Origin of the sequence: Allohahella sp. A8, from assembly GCF_047946665.1 — a bacterium.
Classification (GTDB): Bacteria; Pseudomonadota; Gammaproteobacteria; order Pseudomonadales; family Oleiphilaceae; genus Allohahella.
In genome coordinates, this window is sequence record NZ_CP172312.1 from 1,749,220 (window position 1) to 1,772,788 (window position 23,569).

A 23,569-nucleotide genomic window follows, 5' to 3' on the forward strand; every position below is an offset into this window, starting at 1 on the left:
GCACCCGCTCCACAAGGTTTATCCAACGCTAGAAGTTGTACCGCGCTGCCAGCCCGGCTGTGCGCGGTGCCCCAGCGTCTGCAGTCGATTCATCCTGATTGTTGGTCATGTACTGCTCATCAAAGATATTTCTGACGTACGCTGTGAACAGGAACTGATCAACCTCATAGGTCGCCGAGGTATTCCAGAGGAGATAGCTGTCGGTTCGCAGCTCGTCAGTGACCTGTTTATACATGGGTGAGGCTTCATCGGACTCTGTGACATAGACAGTAGTCGCATCGTCATGGAACACGGCTTCGAGGTTCAGGCTCAAGCCGTTCTCGAAGCGAAAGGTGCTGCCAGCCGTGGCCATCCAGGTGCGTGCGCCTTGAAAGTCCTGCCCAGTGAAGTCCTGGGTATCAGTCACAAAGTCTGTATATTCAGTGTCGTTGTAGGCAATGCCGGTATAGAGACTGATCAAGCGATTGACATCGAAGGCCAACAAGGTCTCAACACCCTTGAGCTCGCTCTCGCCGGCATTCTCCACCTGAACACTGTCGGCATCAGCAGGATCCGTGAGCACCTCGACCTGCTGATCCTTCCAGTCGATCCAGAAGATATTGGCGGTGAGCCGCAGACGGTCAGCCATCCAGCCACCGCGATAGGCAATCTCGTAATTGTTCGTGTATTCCGGATCGAACTCGACCGACTCCTGCGTAGCCAGGTTGAATGATGCACCACCCGCGCGGTAGGCTCTCTGGGCAACAAAGCCGAGCGTCTGGTTATGAGCCAGCTCATAACTTATGCCAAGTTTCGGTAGCCACGCATCGTAGGTTGCTTCCGTGACTGTCGGGTCAGCAGCGCCCATGAACCCATCGATGAGTGCATCGGTATCGGGATCCAGGCCGTTAAAAGTGGTTACAGGCGCGATCGACGTGCTGTCGACGGTCTCATTGCGCTCCCGGTCATAACGCAAGCCGACGATCAACTCCCAGCGCGGCATGAAGTCCCAATTGATTTCGCCGAACACAGCCGTATTCATCAACTCCGTGTCGCCAAATCTGTTGTAGTTGAAGCGGAAGCCGTCTTCATACACAGCGAGCAGGGCTTCTTCGCCCAGGAAGTCGACCACGGTCGTGCCCAGCACGTCTTCACGATCACGATCCGTCTTGGCGGCGTAGAGGCCAAAGTGCCCCCTGAAGCCCTCACCGTTGTCATAGCCCGCGCGCAATTCCTGCGAGAGCACTTGTTCTTCTTCGTTCAGGCTGGCGCCATCAGGCCGTGGCGAGGGACTCTGATCGAAGTCGATCAACCCTTCATAATCGGTCTGAGTGGCTGACGTGATGCTGGTGAGCGTCCAGTTTTCGTCAAGCCGCACGTCGATGGCGCTGGTGATTGCCGTCTGTTCCACTTTGTCGAAGGCATCGATGTTGGTGGCGACTTCGTAGAACTGTGGCACGCCGTCAACTTTGGATATTGACTGGTTGCCCTGACGATTCTTGCTGTGCTGCACAGTCAGCAGCGCTTCGACGGCGTCGGTAGGCAGCAGCAACAGCTTGCCACGCGTGTTGACGTTACGGAGCTCATTGGCGTCTTTTCGCAGAAACTCGTTGTAGATGTAGCCGTCCTCCTCCTGATAGTCGAAGGTCAGGCGCCCTGCCAGCGTATCGTCAATCAGCCCGCCGTTCACCATCAGTGAGCCGCCCTGCTCTCCATAGGTGCCAATGTTGGCCTGCACTGCCGCTCCGCGCTCGAAGGTTGGATCCTTGCTCTTGAGGTAGATCGCGCCTGCCATGGCATTACGACCCTGTGTGGTCGACTGAGCACCCCGGAAAATCTCAACCTGCTCCATATCCCACAGTGAAGTGGGCGCCAGAGTAACCGCTCGGCGGCTTTGCAAAGCTTCATCGACGTAGACTGAAATCGCGTCGCTGGAGCCGGCACCCAGGCCATCGACGGGAATACCCCGGATACTGAAGGTTTCATTGCCTTCAGTCGTGAACACGCCAGGCGTTCGCATCATGACGTCATGAAGAGACTCGTCTGCGTGCAGCTGCATTTCCTCGTCGGTGGCCACCGATACGCTCGATAGGGTGTCGTCCACAGACCGCTCGATCTTTTCGCCCTTAATAATAATCGGCTCGAGTACAAATTCTTCGATTTCGGCGTTTTCCTGCGCGGTCGCACTGAAACTAGCGATACCTGAGGCGACAGCTAACGTCAGCGCCTTTTGCTTGAACTGAACCATTATTCTGAGCGTCCTTTTCAATTTGAGATGAGTCACTGGCCGACGCACGGCCTAGGGGACAGCATGAATCCCCCTCTTGTAAAAGGGGGGTTCATCTGTGAAGACGCATAATAATTATGTACTTACGTATTGTAAAGCTAAATGATAATGATTAGCATTTGGCTTTGTTGATTGAGCGCTAACCAAAAGGGACTGTGAATGAGTGGCTACCGCCCCCATCTACCACTAGTGATTTCAAGTGAGACAAAGGAAGCCCTCACCAGTATCACGGCTGAAACATCTGCTTTCGAACGGTTGCCAACTGTTGGCGCCATTCTTTACAGAAATTTTCGCCTCACCTCGCCGTTAGACTTCAAACGCTTCGCCTCAGGCTTCGGCAAAAACCTTGGCACCTACGAATTTGGCTCCACACCTCGCAGCAAGGTCTTTGCGGGCATCTACACCTCGACGGAATATCCTGCTCATCAGCGCATTCCCCTGCATAACGAGCAGTCGTACACCAGCCAGTGGCCGAGCCTGATTTGGTTTCATTGTATAAGACCAAGTGAAACCGGCGGGGAAACACCAATCGCCGACAGCCGGCTTGTATACCAGCGAATCCCTCAGGCCATTCGGGACGAGTTCACCGCAAAAGGCTTGCTCTATGTGCGTAATTACAGTGCGGCGCTCGACTTGCCCTGGCAGCAGGTCTTCAACACCGATGATCCTTCAATGGTGGAGCGCTACTGCGCTGACCACGGCATAGAGTGGGCTTGGAAACAGGACGGTGAGTTGCAGACCCGCCAGCGGTGCCCTGCAGTGCTCCAACACCCGACTACGCATGAGTGGGTCTGGTTCAATCAGGCCCACCTGTTTCATAGCTCAGCGATAGAACCCTCGCTTCGCAAGACCTTGCTCGACACGGTGGGCGAGGAAAACCTGCCGCGCAACGTGTACTTTGGCGACGGCTCCCCCATTGCTGACGCCGCACTCGAGGCCATCCGCAGTGTCTATGATCAGGCAGCTGTCGCGTTTCCATGGCAGGCCGGTGATGTCCTGATGTTGGACAACCTTCTCGTGGCCCATGGCCGCAATGCCTTTTCGGGCGAGCGGAAAGTTGTTGTAGCGATGGCTTAGCGATGAGGGGAAACACGAATATGGCCGTTGAATGCGGTTCTACAAATATGCGCTCTTTCCGCCAGTCCTTCGCGCAGCAGCGACTTTGGTTCCTGAGACAACTCGAGCCAACTAGTACTCAGCACAACGTGGTAATGCAATTCAGCATTGAAGGTACTTTCCACCCAGCTGCAATGGGTAAGGCATTTGCTGCGATGATCGCAGGCCATAGTGCTCTGCGGACGTGCTACAAAGACGGCGCAGATGGTCCGCAGCAATGGGTTGAGAGCAAGACGTCTTCTGCGTTGCAGTTCATCGCTTCTTCAGAAGCCTGCCCGCAGGCCCAGGAGCGTCAGGTGCGAGCGCTCGTGCAGGCAGAACGGACCACTGTCTTCGATCTCGAGCATGGGCCAGTTATGCGCGGCCTGCTCTTTCAGCGAAATCCGCTACACCACGAGCTCATCATCAGCGTTCATCACATCAGCTTCGATGGTCGCTCAGGCGAAATCATGCTGCAGGATCTGGCTGAAGGCTACACAGAAGCGGCGGCTCGGTCGCAGTCGCAGGCGCAAGCGCAAGCGCAAGCAGCCGAAGCTATAGCAGCCCGACCTGCCGCCGAAATGAGAAAACAGTGGCAGTATCCGGATTTCGCCGAGGCTGAACCCTGCTTGCTTCCGCCAGATCTGGTGGCAGATCAGCTTGCATTCTGGCGTGGCCATCTGCAGGACATTCCGCTCCAGCTGCAGTGGCCTGAGGGTCGGCGTCAACAGGCGGCAGGCACTGGTGAACATCGCTTCACTATCGATGCGGCGCTCACAGCGAGTCTTACGAAATTCGCGAGGACGCAGAGGCTGTCGGTGTTCCAGACACTGCGCACGCTGTTCAGCGTCTGGCTGCATTATCTGGCGGAACAGGAACTCTTCCTCATCGGCACCGATATTCATGGGCGCAATCTTCCGGCCGGGTCCGCTTCAGCCGACTTCCGCAGAGGTGTCGTCGAAATGGTCGGTTTTTTTGTCAATCAACTGCCGTTGAAATGCGACTTGAGGGGCTCGCCGACATTGTCGATGCTTTTTGAGCGGAGCAGGCGTGATAGACAGCAGGTCAAGCACTACCAGCACCTCCCTTTCGACCGCCTGGTTTCGGCGCTCGCGCCAGATCGCAGGTCGGATAGCGCCCCACTGTTTCAGGTCAAGCTCAACTATCAGCCAGACCGGGTTACCTCCCGTGTGTTCGGCGAGGCGGTGCTCACACAGTTCAGGATCGAACAGGCGCTCGGCAATCTGGACCTGGTCCTCGACATCATGCACGGGCCGCAGGGCATGCATGCCTGCATCGAATACAACCGGCAACTCTTCAGCGCGCAGGACATCGACGTAGCGACAGCGCTGTGGCTGCGGCTACTCAAGGACTTTCCCTATCTGCTCGACCTGCCATTGCCCGAGATCTGCAGCCGCCTGAAACAGTGGGATTTCGAGCGACAACACAGCCGCCAACAGCGACATCACGCCAGTAATCGGGCTCGTTTGGCGACGACTGCTCGCCGGCCCATGCAGGTCTCTTGAACACCCGCAAAACCTTGCCCGAACAAGCCGAACCGAATTCGCCAGGAGAACCCATGACCACCAAGTTGACACCACCACGGCCATCCCCGATTACACGCCGGAAAGCGGTGACGATACCTGAACAGGGACTGGTTCGAGAGCGCCTGCTCGACGAGGCATCTGGTCTACCGCTCGTCATCGAGCCGGCTCTGGAGGGGGTCGATCTGGTGCAGTGGGCTAGCCAGCAGCGCGAGGCGCTCGAGCAAAAGCTACTAAATCACGGCGCCTTGCTGTTCCGCAACTTCAGCATTCGCTCCCTCGAACAATTCAACGAAGTCATCGGCGCTCTGTCCCCCGGGGCTCTTGAATATATGTTTCGGGCTTCACCGCGTACCCGGGTGGGCGGCAATATCTACACGTCTACCGATTATCCGGCAGATCAGATGATCTTTCCGCATAACGAGCATTCGTACTCCCCACGCTTTCCACTACGGCTGTTTTTCTACTGTCACCTTCCCTCTGAGACTGGTGGCGAAACCCCGATCGGTTCCACTCGTGAGGTGATGAAAAACATTCCTCCTGAGATTCAGGCGCGTTTCCGGGAGGCGGGCGTGCTGTACGTGCGCAACTACGGCGACGGCTTTGGACTGCCGTGGCAGACGGTATTCCAGACACAAGAGCGAGCTGAGGTAGAGGCTTACTGTGCTTCAGTGGGTATCGAGGTGGAATGGAAGGCCGGCAACCGGCTGCGTACGAAACAGAAAGGTCCAGCCGTCGTCCGCCACCCCCGCACCGGTGAGGAGATGTGGTTCAACCATGGCACGTTTTTTCACATCAGCACATTGCCAGCGGCTATTCGAACGTCTCTGCAAGCCAGTTTCGCAGACGATGAGCTGCCTACCAACACCTTCTACGGCGATGGCAGCCCAATCGAGCCGGCCGTACTGGAGACGCTGCGTGCGGCTTATCTGGCTTCGCTGGTGCGCTTCCAGTGGCAGCAGGGCGACGTGCTGTTCATCGACAACATTCTCGCGGTCCATGGGCGGGAGCCGTTCACCGGCAAGCGCGCCATTCTGACAGGCATGGCCGAGGCCCTGCTCGCCACCGAAATTCAGCTTTAAGGACCTATCCAATGTCATCCGTTACCGGTTTTCGTATTTCTCCACAGCAGGCCAGTTGGTGGCGAAACGCCCAGACGAGCGAGAACAGCCCCTCAGCGACCTGGCTGCAGCTTGAAGTGCTGCGTCCTGTCGTGCCTGGGGCACTACAGGAGCGTCTGACTGAACTCAGCGCCAGGGAAGAGATTCTGCGCACGCGCCTGCACCGTTCTGCCGGCATGGCGCAACCACTTCAGATTATCGCTGAGCAGGCGGATATTCCGCTGACCATCGAAGACCTGCAATCTCTCCCGCAGCCGGAACATGCGATACGCCTCGAAGCGCTGCTGCAAAAGACCATCACGTCGGGTCCTTTGGAGGTCTGGCTTCTACAACTGTCGGCCGAACGCTGGTCACTCACACTTCGCAGTACGCCGGGCTACCTCGACCTGCACAGTCTCGTGATCATTGCCAGCGAGCTACTAGCTGACCGTCCGTTTGCCCAGTCTGACGAGCCGACGCTTCAGTATGCGGACTACGCCGAATGGAAGCATGACGTGCTGACTACGGAGGCAGAGCATCCGGGCTTGCAGTTCTGGCAGCAGCACAAGCAGACCGTGCCAGACATCTCCCTGCCAGGCCTCCAGAACCGCGGGCGTGACAAAGCAGGTCCTGCGATGGCGGCTGGGCCGGTTGTGGTGGACGTTATCAAGGAACATCTGCATGAGCGTGCGAACAGCCTCGGCATCAACGTGGGCGACTACCTGTATGCCAGCTGGAGCATTCTGTTGGCGCGACTCACCGGACAAACGCGGGTACCTCTTGCCTGGCTGGATGTCGGCCGTGGCGACGGACTTGATGATGCGCTCGGCCCCTATGAGCAAACACTGCCGGTACTGGTAGACGTTGACCCGGCTCGCGCACTGCCGGATCAGATTCGCCAACTACTGCAGCCGCTGCAGCTCGCCCAGGGCTGGGGCGACTACTACGACAGCACCAGCGACAGCACCTTCGGCTTCAGCTATCGCGAGTTGACGAGTATCGCCGAACAGGTTCACGTCATGAATGCCGTGACCCTAGATGACGCTTGCAGCCTCCGTCTCGACTGTGTAGCGCACGGCGAGGCGCTGTCATGCCGCCTCATCTATGACAGCGCCCTGTTCAGCGCTATCGCCATCGAGTGCCTTGCCGAGCAGTGGCAGCAGCTTCTGCGGGGTCTTCAAGAGGCTTCGATTCCAGTTGGTCGTATTGGTCTTCAGCACAGGCGGCAGGCCGCACTATTGGCGCCGCAATCTGCAGCGCCAGCTATCGAGCCAGTGAGCGTGCTCGAGCTGATAGGCCGTCAGGGGCAGTCTCATCCATCTTCAGTGGCGCTGGTCGACCGCAACGGCACCCTCACCTACCAGGCCTTGCTCGAGCGCTCGAATCAGCTCGCACGTCACCTGCTTGATCATGGCCAGACACAGGGGGTGGTTGGCATTCTGCTCGAGAGAGGCACACCGATGATCGTCGCCATGCTGGGCATTCTCCGGGCTGGCTGCGCCTACTTACCCCTCGACCCCACCTATCCGGCCGATCGACTCGCCTACATGATCGACGACAGTGAAGCCCGTACTGTCATCACCAGTGCTTCGTTGACGCATTTGCTGCCCGACTCAACTACCCGACTTCTACTCGACAATTTTCTCCGAGACAGTCTCGAGTCATCCGCCGGCGACCCCTCGGACACCTTGAAGACCGCCGCTGCGGACTTACAGCAGCCGGCTTATCTCATCTACACCTCCGGCTCCACTGGCCAGCCAAAGGCGGTGGAAGTGAGTCATGCCAATCTGAGCCACTCCACGCAGGTTCGAATCGCTTTTTACAACGAACCGATTCACAGCTATCTGCTCCTGTCTTCGTTTGCGTTCGACAGCTCAGTGGCGGGCATTTTCTGGACCCTGACGCAGGGCGGCACGCTGGTGCTACCAGCCAGCGGCGAAGAGCTGGATCTCGCCCGCCTTGCCGAGCTGATCGAGCAGCACCGCGTGAGTCACAGTCTATCGCTCCCGTCACTCTATGAGACCCTCCTCGACTACTCGACACCCGAGGCGCTCAGCTCGCTCTCCACCTGGATCGTCGCTGGCGAAAGCTGCCCTTCGAGCGTATTGGCGAAGCACCGCCACAAGGTCCCGCAGGCTCGACTCGTTAATGAATACGGACCTACTGAGGCAACCGTATGGGCCACCGCAGATGTATTGAGCGAACAGGATGATGACAGCATCAGCATCGGGCGCCCCATTCCGACCGTCGACCTCTGGCTTCTGAATGATCAGGGCGTGCCAGCGGGGATCGGTGAGCCCGGCCAGATCGTGCTCGGAGGCCCCACCCTCGCCCTTGGTTATCGTGGACGGCCTGAAGCGACAGCACAGGCCTTCGTCTCTTCGACTGATTTCGCCGAAGGCCAGCGTGTGTATGCCACGGGGGATCTGGCGCGGTGGCGCCTTGACGGCCGGCTAAGCTTCCTCGGGCGCGTGGATCATCAGGTGAAGATTCGCGGCCACCGGGTGGAACTCGGCGAAATAGAGCGCTTGCTTGCCGGCCACAGTCAGGTACGTGAAGCCGTCGTGATTGCCCGCGCTCACGCCAGCGGCACTCAGCTCGTCGGCTACATCACCGCGCAGGCGGGCCCTGCCCCCAGCGTGCAGGCCTTGCAGGCTTATCTCGAGGAGAAACTGCCCGCACACATGATGCCTGCGGCATTGATCCCGATGAAGAGCCTACCTCGAACGCCGAACGGCAAGCTTGACGTCAATGCCCTGCCTGAGCCCGACATGACGGCGGCCACGAGAAGCGTCCATGTCGCGCCTCGCACGGCGCTCGAGATCACCCTGGCGACCATCTGCGCAGAGGTGCTGCGCCGGGAAAGCGTCAGCGTGATGGACAACTTCTTCCAGATAGGCGGTGACTCGATCCTTAGCCTGCAGATCGTCGCCCGTGCCAAACAGCAGAACATTCGTCTCTCCGCCAAGCAGGTGTTCGAGGCGGAGACGATTGCCGCCATGGCCGCCGTGGCAGTTCTGGAGGCACCTGCGGAGCTGACGGCGGACCGCCCGTCAGAACGTTTCGCGTTGGCGAATCTGGATGACCAGGGTCTGGAGGATCTGCTGGCAGAACTTGATGCGGCCCAGCACTAAGCCTCTGCGCCTCGAACAAGTAGCCATCAAATAAGCGACCGCCAAAAACAAGCAACCGTTTCAACGCCGGCCCGGCAATAGCCCCGGGCAGCACCACAGCACAGGTAACACCAGGATGTCAGCACAGACTGCCCAGAACATCGAAGACGTTTATCCACTTTCCCCGCTTCAGCAGGGCATGCTGTTCCACACGCTGCTCCATAGCGAGTCTGGTGTCTACCTCATGCAGGATCGCTATCGCATTGGCGGACATCTCGACACCGATGCCTTTCTGGAAGGCTGGCGACTCGTGGTTGCGGCGCATCCGGCGCTGAGAACCAGCTTCCTTTGGAAGAGTCAAAAGCAGCCGCTCCAGGCCGTTCACAAGCAGATTGCAGATCCAGTCGAGTTCATCGACCTGAGTGAGCTATCGGCCGAACAGCAGGACGCGCACATCAAGGCGCTGTTGGCACTGGAGCAGAAGCAGGGCTTCAATCTGGCCAAGCCGCCACTGATCCGTATTCGGTTGGTGCGTCTGGGGCCGGAAGACTACGAGATGATACGCAGCTTTCACCATATTCTCATGGACGCGTGGTGCATCTCGCTGGTGATGGTCGATTTTGTCGATGCCTACGATGCCTTGCGACAGGGCCGGCAGCCGGACATGCGCCAGCCCCGCCCTTATCGGGACTATATCGCCTGGCTGCAGCAGCAGGACAAGAGCATCGCTGAAGGCTTCTGGCGGCAACAGTTGGCAGGCCTGGACGCACCAACGCCACTGGTTGTCGAACAGGCTGCCCGGCAGAACCAGTATCAGGAAGCCGTACTCGTCGACGATATGCTGGTTCGCCTGGATGAGCCACAGACACAGGCGCTCATGCGCTTTTGCCAAGACAGTCGCATCACGCCGAATACGCTGTTTCAGGGCGTTTGGGCACTACTGCTCAGCCGTTACAGTGGCAACGCTGACGTGGTCTTTGGCGTTACCGTTTCAGGGCGTCCGCCGGAGTTGGCCGGCGTCGAAGAGATGATCGGCCTGTTCATCAATACACTGCCACTGCGCATTCAGGTGGATGAGGCTGAGCAGCTGGTCCCCTGGTTACAGTCCCTGCAGTCGCTGAACCTGGATCTCCGAGAGTTCGAACACAGCTCGCTTGTCGACATTCAGGGCTGGAGCGATTTTGTCCGCGGTGAGGAGATTTTCGACAGCATTCTGGTCTACGAGAATGCGCCGATCGATGCAAAGCTGCTCGGCGGTGAACTCAGCTTTCGCCTGGAAGACATGAATCACAGCGTTCATACCCATTACGGCCTGACGGTCGTCATCCTGCCAGAAACCAGGCTCGGCATTCGCATCTCCTACGATCGGCGTCGCTTCGCCCGTGACAGCATCGAGCGAATGCTCGGCCACGTGCGGCAGTTGGTGCTGAACATGGTGGCAGGCCCGACGAAAGCCCTCGGCAGCCTCGAGCTTCTGACCGGCATCGAGCGCGAGCAACTGCTGATCGGCTGGAACCAGACCAATCATGATTTCCCACTCGACAAGACCTACGCAGCGCTGTTCGCGGAGCAGGTCGCCGCTCGGCCGCAGGCTGTCGCCGCAGTGTGTGGTGCTGAGCGCTTTACCTATGCGGAACTCGACGCTCGAGCGAGCCGCTTGGCCGCCGCGCTGCTGGCATCTGGCGCAGGACCGGATACCCTGGTGGCGGTACTGACAGAACGCGGCCTTGGCTTTCTCACCAGCCTGATCGCCATATTCAAGGCCGGTGCGGCCTATCTTCCGCTTGAGGTCAAGCACCCACAACAGCGTCTGGCTGGAATCCTCAGACTCAGCCAGACAAGGCTGGTACTGACGAACACTGCGCAAGCTGCTTTGGCGGACAAGGTTTGTGCGCAGCTGGACACACTGCCGCAGGTGCTGGAAATAGAGCGCTTTTGGCAGCACGGTCCAGTCCCTGACATCGCGCTTCAGGGTAGGCCCCAGGACCTCGCCTATGCGATTTTCACTTCTGGCTCCACCGGTACACCAAAAGGCGCTCTGGTTGAGCAACTGGGCATGCTTAACAACATCTTCGGTAAAGTGCCCAGCCTTGGCCTCTCCACTGATGCCCGTATCGCGCAGACCGCGTCTGTCGCCTTTGATATTTCGGTCTGGCAGTTCCTGGCCGCACCTGTGCTGGGTGCTACCGTTCACATCCTGCCCGATGAAGTCAGCCAGGATCCGGCCTTACTGCTGGACGCACTCGAACAGCAGGGTCTGACGGTATTGGAGGCCGTCCCTGCCGTCATACGAGGGCTGCTGACTGCCAGTACCACAGCGACCGAACTCGCCAGCCTTCGATGGCTGTTACCAACGGGTGAAGCCTTGCCGCCGGCACTCTGTCAGGACTGGTTCGCGCGCTTCCCGAATATACCGATGATGAACGCATACGGGCCGGCCGAATGCTCGGACGATGTGGCGTTCTACGCTATAACTGAAGCCCCTGAGAGCCAGCATGATGAGCGGGCGCAGGCCATGCCGATTGGGCGTCCCACGGCGAACAATGAGCTCTTCATTCTCGATGCCGCCATGCGGCCAGTGCCTGTAGGCGTACCTGGCGAAATCTGCGTGGCTGGCGTTGGAGTTGGCAGAGGCTATCTGCATGACTCCGAGCGTACCCGCATGGCCTTCGTGCCTCATCCTTTTGTGAAAGGTGCCCGCTTCTATCGAACCGGCGATCTGGGTCAGTATAGAAGTGATGGCGTCATCGAATTCCTCGGCAGACGTGACCAACAGGTCAAGATACGGGGTCATCGAATTGAGCTTGGGGAAATTGAAACCCGGCTCCAACATGAGGCGTCCGTTCGGGAGGCTGCTGTCATTGCCCGGCCAGATGGACGAGGTGAGCAGCAACTGGTGGCGTACTGGTGCCGGCATACTGGTCACGACACTAACCTGACGACGCTTCGGGAACATCTCGCCCGCCAGCTGCCACCGTACATGCTGCCTTCGCGCTTTATCGAACTCGACAGGCTGCCACTCAACGCGAATGGCAAGATTGACCGTAAGCTGTTGACGCAGCGGGAGCTCGCACCGTCTGAGGACACCCGGGTCCTGATACAGCCGCGGAATGAGACCGAGCAGACCCTGTACGGCATATGGTCCGAGATTCTCGCGGTAGATACCTTCAGTGTGGACGATGGCTTCTTTGAGTTGGGCGGCCACTCGCTGCTCGCCACCCAGATGATCTCGCGCATTCGTGCCGCATTTAAAACCGAGCTGCCACTCAAGGCGCTGTTCGAACATCCAACGCTCGCGTCGCTGGCGCGGCTGCTTGAACAGAAAACCGCTCAGCAGGACGAGCGACAGAGCGGCCAGGGGGCGGTGCTTGCAGCCATTCAGCCCCAGCCCAGGCCGTCACGCCTTCCGCTCTCCTTCGCACAGCAGCGTCTGTGGTTTATCGAGCAGCTCAACCCGGGCTCGAGCCAGTTCAATATTCCTTTCGCGATGAAACTGGTGGGCCAGCTCAACCGCTCCGCCTTACAGCAGAGCTTCGAAGCCCTGGTGGTGCGTCATGAAGTGCTGCGAACGGCCTTCCTCAGTGAGAAGGGCGAGGCCTATCAAGAGGTCCTGAGCGAGGTGGAATGTCCTCTGCCGCTTGTCGATCTCACTGAGGTGCTAGCCGCCGATCGCGACCAGGTGGTCCAGGCACAGCTCACTGAGTGGTTCGAGCAGCCATTCAACCTGGCTCGGCCACCATTGCTTAGGGCCCAGCTGCTCCAGCTCGGAGCGCAGGAACACATCCTGGCAGTCACCCTGCACCATCTGGTATCGGATGCCTGGTCAGCGACCATTGCCATGAGGGAGCTTGCAGAGCGCTATGGCGCGCTGCAAGACGGCACCGCAAAAGACACGACTGCAGTGATGGCTCCACTTCCCATCCAATACGCTGATTTTGCACTCTGGCAGCGGCAACACCTGCAGGGTGATGTGCTCGAGCGCCAGCTGGATTACTGGAAACAGGCACTCGCGCCGAGTGATGGGGAAGCCAGTGAATACTTGTTGACCCTGCCGATGGACAAGCCACGGCCGGCGGTCCAGAGCTATGAATCAGGCACGCTGACCACACAACTCTCGCCCGCACTGAGTGAGCGGATCAGGGCATTCGCCGGCACCCAGGGTCAGTCACCATTCAGTCTGGTCTTTGCTGCGTTCGCTGTGTTGCTTCACCGCATGAGCGGCCAATCGGACATCCTCATGGGCACGCCGATGTCAAACCGCAGCCGGCCCGAGACGGAGCCGCTGCTTGGCATCCTGCTCAATAACCTGGCTATTCGAGCCGATTTCAGTGCAAAGCCCTCGTTCACCACAGTCGCGCGCCAGATCAGTGAAGGCTTGCTCGCGGCTCAGGCCCACCAGGACCTGCCCTTCGAGCAGCTGGTGGATCACCTGGCGTTGCCGCGCAGCCTGAGCCATGCACCGCTGTTTCAGGTCATGGTCGCGCAGCAGCTCACGCTCGAGCGACGCATACAGTTTCCTAAGCTCAGTTTCGAAGTGCTGGAGACCACACTCACTCACTCCGAATACGACCTCGACCTGCATATCATCACACCCGCTGATAGTCCTGTGGAACTTGAGCTGATGTATGCCAAGGACCTGTTCGAACGCAGCACGGCGGAAGGGTGGCTCGAGCGTTTCGAAACGCTGCTGGAGACTCTTCTTGAAACGCCTGAGAAGCCGGTGGCCGAACTGCCGCTGCTGACCGCGAGGGAATGGCAGCAGACAATCGTCGAATGGAACAGGACCTCACGGCCCTACGCCCGCGACCTCACCGTACATGAAGCGTTCGAACAGCAGGTTGCACGCACGCCGGATGCCATGGCGATCGTGTTTGAAGACCAGCAACTGAGCTACGGTGAACTCAACGGCAAGGCCAATCGCCTGGCTCACTATCTTCGCTCACAGGGGCTCCCAAAAGAAGCCCTCGTGGCGCTGTGTGTTGACCGTTCGCTCGATATCTTTATCGGCATCATTGGCATTCTGAAAGCTGGCGCAGCCTACGTACCACTCGATCCCACCTACCCAGCCGAACGACTGGCGCACATGCTGGAAGACGCCAAACCAGCGGCGCTACTGACCCAGCAGCATCTGCTGGAAACCCTGCCAGCACAGTCAGCGCCGGTCTTCTGTCTCGATAGTGACTGGCACAGACTCGCGGATGAGCCTGATAGCAACCCTGTGAATCAAACCCAGCCCGATGAACTCGCCTACGTCATCTATACCTCCGGTTCGACCGGACGGCCGAAAGGCACCCTCATCTATCATCGCGGGGTGCTGAACCTGCTGACAGCGCGACTCGAAGGCATCTATCGTCCGCTCGGGGTGGCGCAGATGCGGGCGAGTTTCAACTACTCCTATGCCTTTGATGCCTCAGTGGCGGAGTTCATTCTGCTGCTGGACGGCCACACGCTGCACATCGTGCCTGACGATGTGCGCTTTTCACCACTGGCGCTGGTGCAGTTCTTCAAGGAGACGCGGCTCGATACCTTTGAATGTACACCGCCTCAGCTCAAGTTTCTGATCGAGTCCGGCGAGACAGCCGATCTGCCACGCTTCGTTCTGTTTGGCGGCGACGCCATCGATGCTCAGCTCTGGCAGCGACTGCACAGCATCGAGAACACCGTATTCTTCAATACCTATGGTCCGACTGAGTGCACCGTCGACGCCGTGGCCTGCAGGATTACACCATCGCTACAAAAACCAGTCATCGGCCGCCCAATCGCCAACATGAAAGCCTATGTGCTCGACGACCACCTCAACCCGCTGCCTGTAGGTGTGGCCGGGGAACTGCACATTGGTGGTGAAGGCGTTGGTTACGGCTATATGAACCGGCCAGAGCTGACCGCCGAGAAGTTCATCACCGACCCGTTCAGCAATGTGCCAGCGGCGAGAATGTACAAATCAGGGGATCTGGTTCGTTTTCTGGCCGATGGGAATATTGAGTACCTCGGTCGCATCGATCATCAGGTCAAGATCCGCGGCTTCCGTGTGGAGCTGGGTGAAATCGAAGCAGCCATGGCTGCCCTGCCGGCCGTGCAGGAGGTCGTGGTGGTTGTGCGGGAAGACCGGCCAGGCGACAAGCGGCTGGTGGCGTATTTTGTCGCCGACAGCGCTGACAGCACCGCAGTCGCCGATCGCCTGGCGCCAGATGTCGATCAGCTTCGCCTCGCGCTCAAAGCGCAGCTCCCTGAGTACATGATTCCGGCGCAGTTCGTGGTGCTCGATACCCTGCCGCTCACCGACAATGGCAAGATCAATCGCCGAGCACTGCCCCCACCGCAATGGCAGGATCAGCAAGCGGCTATCGAACCCCCTCGAAACGAGGTCGAACGTCGCCTGGTGCAGATCTGGTCGGAGGTACTGCATGTACCTGAGGCGCAGGTCGGCCGCGACAGCAATTTCTTTCATCTGGGTGGTCATTCACTGCTGGCGACCGTGCTGTTTGCGCGTATAGGGCAGAATTTCGAACGCACGCCTGCCCTGCGCCAGCTGTTTGAGGCGCCGACCATCGAAGGGCTCGCACCGCTGGTTGGTACCCTGCGCTCACCTGATGCCGATATCTTCAGCAGCATCAGCGATATTGCGACGAAGCCGCGACCGGAACGCTTACCCCTATCCTTCGCTCAGCTACGCCTATGGTTCCTGGAACAGCTCAATCCTGGTTCAGGTGAGTACAACATCACCACGGCTGTCGTTTTCGAGGGTGATCTTCAGCTTGAATGGCTGAGGCAGGCGCTGGAAACCGTGGTCCACCGCCATGACATACTGCGCAGCAGAATAACGCCGGAAATAACTGGCGCAGCCCTGAGCATTCGGTCGCCTGAGAGCTTCGTCCTGCCCTTGAATGTCGTCTCGGTGAGTGACGCCGAGTGGCCTGCGTATATGCAGCAGGCAGCCGAGCACGAGGCCAGGACGGGCTTCGATCTGTCGCATGACAGTCTGGTGCGTGCATCGCTACTGCAACAAGCCGCGAGCCGGCAAACCCTCCTGCTGCTGACGCTGCACCATACGGTGGCGGACGACTGGTCCACGCAGTTACTTATCGAAGAAGTCGCAGAGGTGTATCAGGCACACGCGCAGCAGCGGGAAGCACAGCTTGTGGCCCTGCCGGTGCAATATACGGACTTCGCCCTCTGGCAGCACGAGCCGGCGCAACAGGCGCTCTACCGCCGCCAGCTCGAGTACTGGAAGCAGACCCTGGAAGATGGCGACTATGTACTGGATTTACCAACAGACAAGCCACGCAGCCCCCAGCTCGACAGCACCGCAGGCACCTGCTTTGCGCAACTTCCGCATGATCTCACGACACAGCTGCGACACTATGCGCAGGCGCATAACGTCACCACCTATATGGTGTTGATGGCCGCGTTGAAGATTCTGTTGGGTCGATATAGCAATCAGCGCGATGTGCGTATTGGCACGCCAGTGGCTAACCGAAGCCCTGCGGAAATCCAGCATTTGATAGGCTGCTTCGTGAATACGCTGGTCGTACGTTCCGAACTCGCACCCGACCTTGCTTTTGACAGCTTCCTGACGCAGGTCAAGCAGCAGGTACTGAGCGCGCAGGAACATCAGGACGTGCCATTCGAGCAGGTGGTCGAGGCCTTGGCACCTGAGCGCGAACTGGGCCGCACGCCCCTGTTTCAGGTCCTGTTCGTCATGCAGAATGCCGGCATGTCGGTAGCCGCGTGGCCGGAGCTGTCTGTACGGGAACTTGCCTTTGCATCCCCGGCTGCCAAGTTCGACCTGAACTGGGAAGTGCATGATGACCAGACCACGCTCTCAGTGATGCTGGAATACCGCGCCAGTCTATTCAAAGACAGCACCATGCAGCGTTGGCTGGATGAATGGCAGCAGCTACTGCGCGACATCGTGGCCCGGCCCGCGGCCATGCTGCGTGAGCTTTCGCCACTCACAGAAGCTGGACGCGAACAGCAACTCACGGTGTGGAACAACACAACGACGCACTACCCCGGCCCTCAGACACTGTCGCACGCGCTGTTGGCACAGGCGGAGCAGACTCCGGATGCGACAGCACTGGTGTTCGAGTCGACCCGGCTGTCCTATCAGGCCCTGCATGAGCGCGCGAACCAACTGGCGCACGCCCTGCGTGAGCGGGGCGTGGGTCGTGAGTCTATCGTCGGCGTGTGCATGACCCGCTCGGTGGAGATGGTCGTGGCGCTGCTGGGGATCATCAGGGCCGGTGGGGCTTATCTTCCCCTCGATCCCGAGCTGCCTGCGTCCCGTCTGCAATTCATGCTGGAAGATGCGAGCGCGAGCCTGGTACTGACCCAGAATGCCCTGCGTTCACAGCTGCCTGAAACGTGCCCGGCGATAAGTCTTGATGAACCAGCCTTCGAGCGAGGCACTGCCAAGTCGCCTGCGCCACTCAATGAACCGTCAGATCTGGCTTATGTGATTTATACCTCGGGTTCCACTGGTCAGCCCAAAGGCGTACTGACCGAGCATGCCGCGCTCATGAACCGCTTGCACTGGATGCAGGCGACTTTTCCAATCGATGGCGATGATCGGATTCTGCAGAAGACGCCATACAGCTTCGACGTGTCGGTGTGGGAGTTCTTCTGGCCACTTATCACCGGGGCCTGTCTGGTCGTGGCCAGGCCAGGCGGTCATCAGGACAGCGGTTACCTCGTCGAGACCATCCAGCGCGAAGGCATCAGCACCCTGCACTTCGTGCCATCGATGCTTGAGGCCTTCGTGGAGGAGCCTGGGCTCGCCGACTGTACGACCTTGCGACAGGTCTTTGCCAGCGGTGAAGCGCTGCCTTTCGAACTTCAGCAGCGGTTTTTTGCCCGACACTCAGCTGACTTGCTCAATCTCTATGGCCCGACCGAGGCTGCGATCGATGTGAGCTGGTGGCGGTGTGACCGTGAAACTCGCCTTGGCAGCGTCCCCATTGGACGGCCGATTGCGAACACGCAGCTTTACATTCTGGATGACGACCGGCAATTGCTGCCGATCGGTGCCATAGGCGAACTGTACATCGGTGGCGTCGGTCTGGCACGAGGCTATCTCAATCGTGCTGAACTGACAGCCAAGCGTTTTGTCGACAATCCCTTTGAACCGGGGAGCCGCCTCTATCGCACCGGTGACCGCTGCCGCTTCATGGCTGACGGTGCCATCTCGGGTGGCATCTCAGGTGCTATTTCAGGTGCCATCGAGTACATGGGACGGGTCGACCATCAGGTGAAGCTGCGTGGACTTCGAATCGAACTCGGCGAAATCGACGCTGCCCTGCTGAAACAGGCTGGGGTGAAGGCGGCGGTCACGGTCTTGCATGAGGCGCCGCGGGATGAGAAACGTTCGCCACAGCTGGTGGCTTATGTCGTCGCCGACGCGCTGACGTGCGACCCAGCGCCGCTTGATCTGGAGCAGATCAGAGTGGCCCTGGCGGCTGCGCTGCCGGCCTACATGGTGCCGACTCACCTGCTCGAGCTGCCGCGGCTGCCGCTGAGCCCGAACGGCAAGATCGACCGGAAGCAGCTGCCTCCGCCGGTGCTTGACAAGCACACGCAGCGTGGCGCCGAACTCATTGCTGCGCCGCTGGGTTCGACAGAGACGGCGCTGGCCCAACTCTGGTCAGAGGTACTGAATCTGCCGCTGGACAGCATTGGCCGCAGGAGTCACTTCTTCCGGCTCGGCGGTCATTCGCTGCTCGCGACGGTGTTGCTCGCGAAAATGCGCCAGCAGTTCACCAGCACACCTTCGCTACGCCAACTGTTCGAAAAGCCGGTACTGGCCGAGCTGGTCACGCTCACTGGCGCAAGCCGAACACGGCAGGCCTCAGGCCTGGTCAGGCAGCCGCGTCCGGAGCGACTGCCCCTCTCCTTCGCTCAGCAGCGTCTCTGGTTTCTCGAGCAGCTGGAGACTGATTCTGCTGAATACAACATCACGTCGGCTGTAGAGTTCAGCGGAAACCTACAGCTGGACTGGCTCAGACAGGCACTGGAACAAATCGTCGCCCGCCACGAAATTCTGCGCAGTCGTATCATCGAGCAGGGTGACGGTGCCGAGCTGGTCATCGATAGCAGCAGTGCCTTGCCCTTGTCTCTGGAATCGATCGATGCCGATGATGAGACCTGGTCGCAGCTGATGACAGATGCAGCGAACCAGGAAGCCAGCCGGCCATTCGATCTCGCACGCGACCGCCTCATCAGGGTCCGGGCACTCCAGCGCAGCGGCGGTCTGCAGACACTACTCTTGCTGACCTTGCATCATGCCGTCGCGGATGACTGGTCCATGCAGATTCTGATCAGCGAGCTCGCGGCGCTGTATAGCGCCCGGGCGCTAGACGCATCTGCTCAGTTGCCAGAGCTACCGGTGCAGTACGTGGATTACAGTCTGTGGCAGCGTGACACTGCTCAGGCCGAACATTACAGGCTCGAGCTCGACTATTGGAAACGGGTGCTGGAAGACGGCAGCTATGTGCTGGAGCTGCCGACTGATTACCCGCGTCAGGCTGAAATGGATACGGCCTCAGGTAGCCACACCTTCACCCTCCCACCACAGCTGACTCAGCAGCTGCGGCGCTTTGCCAACGACCAGGATGCTTCGGTCTATATGATCGTGCTGGCCGTCACGCAGGTGCTGCTCGGCCGCCTGGCCAATCAGCGTGATGTTCGCCTCGGAACAGCTGTGGCCAATCGCGGCCTGCTGGAGACCCAGTCGTTGATCGGCTGCTTCGTCAATACACTGGTGATTCGCACCGAGCTGGATCCACTGGCGGCCTTTCCTGCCTTCCTTGGGCAGGTGAAAGAACGTGTGCTGGAAGCTCAGGCGCACCAGGACCTGCCATTCGAACAGCTTGTCGATGCCCTCGCGACCGAGCGCGATTTTACGCAGACGCCGCTGTTCCAGGTCATGCTGACCATGCAGAACACGAGCCTCGAGACCACGAGCTGGCCTGAGCTAAGCCTGCGTGAAATTCCGGCCCAGTCTGCCGCCGCGCAGTTCGATCTGGACTGGGATATCCACGATGACCAACATGACATCAGCGTTTGTGTGTCGTACCGCAAGGCACTGTTCGAAGACGCCACGATAGCGCGCTGGCTCGATCTCTGGCAGCGCCTCCTGTCGCAGGTGCTTGAACCCACCACGCGACCGGTGGGTGAACTTGCGCTGGTGTCGCCAGTGGAGCAACGCCAGCTGCTGATCGAATGGAACCGTTCGGAGGCGGACTTCCCGCTCGATCGGACCTATGCCCAACTCTTTGCCGAACGCGTCGCCGCACACCCGGAGCGTATCGCGGCTGTCTGTGGTCAGGCATCACTCAGCTATCGTGAACTGGATGAGCGGGCGAGCCGGATCGCCGGCGCACTGTTGGAGGCAGGGGCCAAGCCGGACACGCTGGTGGCTTTGCTGGCCGAACGTGGCCTGCCACTGTTGACAATGATGGTGGCCGTATTCAAGGCAGGCGCCGCCTATTTGCCGCTTGACGTGAATCATCCCGCGCAACGGCTCCAGGACGTGCTGAAACAGAGCCAGGCCCCGGTGCTCCTCACTGCCTGCGCAGGTTCCGATGCTGTCGGCGCTGTACTCGATGAAGTGCTCACGGGACTGGAGGCGATGCCAGTCGTGCTGAACGCCGAATCGTTGTGGGAACATGGACCCGTGCCGGTTCTACGGGACACAGGCTCACCACAGGATCTGGCCTACGTGATCTTCACCTCAGGCTCCACGGGCACACCGAAAGGCGCCATGGTTGAACAGGCCGGGATGATCAACAACATCTACGGCAAGGTCCCGAGCCTTGGGCTGACAGCGGCAGATCGCATCGCCCAGACCGCCTCGCCTGCCTTCGATATCTCCGTCTGGCAATTTCTGGCAGCCCCTATTCTTGGGGCAACGGTGCATATCCTGCCAGATGATATCGCCCGTGATCCGGCAGCGTTGCTCGCAGCGATGGAAGCCGAGTCACTGAGCATCCTGGAGGTCGTTCCCACGGTCATCCGTGGCCTGCTGGACTCAGCCACCGCGGATACGTCACTTCAGTCACTGCGCTGGCTGCTGCCAACTGGCGAAGCCCTGCCACCCGACCTCTGCCAGGCCTGGTTCGGGCGCTTTCCAGAGGTGCCGATGATGAATGCCTACGGCCCCGCAGAATGCTCTGACGATGTCGCCTTCCACCCAATTTTCGAGGCGCCGGAGGCCTCCGGTGGCGCGATGCCAGTGGGCCGACCGACCGCCAACAACCAGCTCTACATTCTGGACCCCGAACTACAGCTGGTGCCGGTCGGTGTACCGGGCGAAATCTGCGTCGCTGGCGTCGGCGTGGGACGAGGATACCTGAATGATCCTGAGCGCAGCCGCCAGGCCTTTGTGACGCATCCGTTCGAGCCCGGCGCACGCTTCTATCGCACCGGTGACATTGGCCGCTATCGTCAAGACGGCGTCATTGAATTCCTTGGCCGGAGAGATCAGCAGGTGAAGGTGCGTGGGCACCGAATCGAACTCGGTGAAGTTGAGGCGCGATTGCTGGCCCACGATGCTGTGGCTGATGCGGTGGTGATTGCACGCCGAGACCAGCGTGGCGAGAACCAGCTCGTGGCGTATTGGGTGACGGCTGATCAACAGATAGATGTCGGTGCGATCAAGGATGCGCTGGCCGCTCAGCTTCCGTACTACATGGTGCCAACGGCATTCGTGAAACTCGACCGTCTGCCGCTGAATGCGAATGGTAAGGTCGACCGTAAAGCGCTGACTCAGCGTGAGCTGGATTGGACTGATGAAAGCCGCGCGATAACCGCGCCACGCACTGAAACCGAACACACGCTGTGCGAACTACTGTGCGGGCTTCTGAAGCTGGAGCAGGTCGGCGTGGATGACAACTTCTTTGCGCTGGGCGGCGATTCCATTCTGGGTCTGCAGCTGATCGCACGGGCAAAAGCGCGTGGTGTGGCACTCACACCAAAGCAGCTTTTCCAGCAGCGTACGATTGCAGATCTGGCCATGGTCGCTGGCAGCACCGATCAGATCCAGGCTGAACAGGGTGTACTCGCGGGCGATCTGCCACTCCTACCGATTCAGCACTGGCTGTTCGAGCAGAACGCGGCTGAGCCTGCATACTGGAACCAGTCGCTGTTGCTCACGCCACGCGAGTCACTCAGTCAGGACCCGCTTCGGGAAACACTGCGGGCGCTGATAACGCATCATGATGCCCTACGCATGCGCTTCGTGCAGGATCAACGCGGCTGGCATCAGTACTACGCTGGCATCGAAGGTGCCTTTGCACTGGGTCAGCTGCAGGTCGCCTCTATCGACCAGCTGCCTGAGGCGCTGCAGCCCTTCGCAGCCGGTCTCGACCTGCATCAGGGGCCGCTGCTCCGCGCTGTTCTGGTCGATTTGCCTGCTGGCCAACAGCGTCTCTACCTGGCCATCCATCACCTGGTGATCGACACCGTGTCGTGGCGCATTCTGCTGGAGGACTTCAATCAGCTCTACAGCCAGCTTTCCAGAAACGAAGCGCCATCACTGCCCGCCAAGACGAGCTCGTATCGCCAGTGGGCACAGGGCCTCAACCGCCATGCTGAAAGCGCAGCCCTGGCTGCCGAACGTGATTTCTGGACGACTCAGGGCCAAGATTCTGCCATGCCTGTGGATCATCCTGAAAAGCCGAACCTCAGCACAGATGAAGTCACTCTTGTCGAGAAGCTAACGGCTGAGGAGACCCGCCAGCTGCTGCAGGAGACGCAAAAGGCCTATCGCACGCAGGTACCTGAGCTACTGCTGACAGCGCTGAGCCAAACCCTCTGTGAATGGAAAAGCGACCGGGCGCTGACCGTCGCACTCGAAGGGCACGGCCGCGAATCACTGTTCCCTGAACTGGACCTGAGCCGTACCGTCGGCTGGTTCACCAGCCTGTATCAGGTTTGCCTGCGGCTGCCGGAAAGCGTAGACGCCGGCGCCTGCATCAAAGCTGTGAAGGAGCAGTTACGGGCTGTGCCGCAGCACGGGCTTGGCTACGGCGTGTTGCGCTATCTCGCTCGGGAAGCATTGCCTGCGCCAACCAGCGGCGTGCTTTTCAACTATCTCGGTCGCGTGGACGACGGGCAGGAGGCGGGATTTTTCGACATCTCTTCGGACCCCGTCCCAGCTGACCGTAGCGGTGCCAATGCGCACATTCATGAGCTGGAGATCGTCCCCATGATCCTCAACGACAGTTTGCAGGTGGAATGGCGCTTTAGCGGACAACGCTACGACATCGCCACCCAGGAACAACTGCTGACACGCTACATGGCGGCCCTACGAGCACTCATTAGCCACTGCGTGAACCCGGAGGCAGGCGGCTTTACGCCGTCCGACTTCCCATTGGCGAAAAAGCTCAACCAGAAATCGCTCGACAAGCTGCTCGGCAAGTTGTCGACCGCACAACCCTCTACCAGCAAGTAAGC

The 23,569-nt window shown here is 59.5% G+C and carries 6 protein-coding genes; 5 read left to right on the top strand and 1 reads right to left on the bottom strand.

Annotated features, from left to right (window positions below; all coding sequences use genetic code 11):
* Nucleotides 1–28 precede the first annotated feature (28 nt).
* Nucleotides 29–2,227 carry a TonB-dependent receptor gene (locus tag ACH3PB_RS07975; protein ID WP_416398931.1) on the bottom strand — a complete coding sequence of 733 codons (2,199 nt, stop codon included), beginning with the start codon at nt 2,225–2,227 and terminating at the stop codon, nt 29–31.
* A 198-nt stretch (nt 2,228–2,425) separates the two neighbouring features.
* On the opposite strand from ACH3PB_RS07975, the gene ACH3PB_RS07980 reads away from it, so the two are divergent.
* From ACH3PB_RS07980 to ACH3PB_RS08000, 5 genes are all read left to right on the top strand, one after another.
* Nucleotides 2,426–3,343 (top strand): TauD/TfdA family dioxygenase, encoded by a 918-nt coding sequence (locus tag ACH3PB_RS07980; protein ID WP_416398932.1) that lies wholly within the window; start codon nt 2,426–2,428, stop codon nt 3,341–3,343.
* A gap of 47 nt (nt 3,344–3,390) precedes the next feature.
* Nucleotides 3,391–4,887, top strand: a complete 1,497-nt coding sequence (locus ACH3PB_RS07985; protein WP_416398933.1) for a condensation domain-containing protein — start codon at nt 3,391–3,393, stop codon at nt 4,885–4,887.
* Between the two features lie 53 nt (nt 4,888–4,940).
* Nucleotides 4,941–5,987 carry a TauD/TfdA family dioxygenase gene (locus tag ACH3PB_RS07990; RefSeq protein WP_416398934.1) on the top strand — a complete coding sequence of 349 codons (1,047 nt, stop codon included), beginning with the start codon at nt 4,941–4,943 and terminating at the stop codon, nt 5,985–5,987.
* Between the two features lie 11 nt (nt 5,988–5,998).
* Nucleotides 5,999–9,139, top strand: a complete 3,141-nt coding sequence (locus tag ACH3PB_RS07995; RefSeq protein WP_416398935.1) for a non-ribosomal peptide synthetase — start codon at nt 5,999–6,001, stop codon at nt 9,137–9,139.
* 115 nt (nt 9,140–9,254) lie between these two features.
* Nucleotides 9,255–23,567 carry a non-ribosomal peptide synthase/polyketide synthase gene (locus ACH3PB_RS08000; protein ID WP_416398936.1) on the top strand — a complete coding sequence of 4,771 codons (14,313 nt, stop codon included), beginning with the start codon at nt 9,255–9,257 and terminating at the stop codon, nt 23,565–23,567.
* Nucleotides 23,568–23,569 lie beyond the last annotated feature (2 nt).

What these genes read in the sequence shown, in the direction of transcription:
- ACH3PB_RS07980 (WP_416398932.1), top strand. Translation starts at nt 2,426, where the DNA reads ATGAGTGGCTACCGCCCCCATCTACCACTAGTGATTTCAAGTGAGACA.
- ACH3PB_RS07995 (WP_416398935.1), top strand. Translation starts at nt 5,999, where the DNA reads ATGTCATCCGTTACCGGTTTTCGTATTTCTCCACAGCAGGCCAGTTGG.
- ACH3PB_RS07985 (WP_416398933.1), top strand. Translation starts at nt 3,391, where the DNA reads ATGCGCTCTTTCCGCCAGTCCTTCGCGCAGCAGCGACTTTGGTTCCTG.
- ACH3PB_RS07990 (WP_416398934.1), top strand. Translation starts at nt 4,941, where the DNA reads ATGACCACCAAGTTGACACCACCACGGCCATCCCCGATTACACGCCGG.
- ACH3PB_RS07975 (WP_416398931.1), bottom strand. Translation starts at nt 2,227, where the DNA reads ATGGTTCAGTTCAAGCAAAAGGCGCTGACGTTAGCTGTCGCCTCAGGT.
- ACH3PB_RS08000 (WP_416398936.1), top strand. Translation starts at nt 9,255, where the DNA reads ATGTCAGCACAGACTGCCCAGAACATCGAAGACGTTTATCCACTTTCC.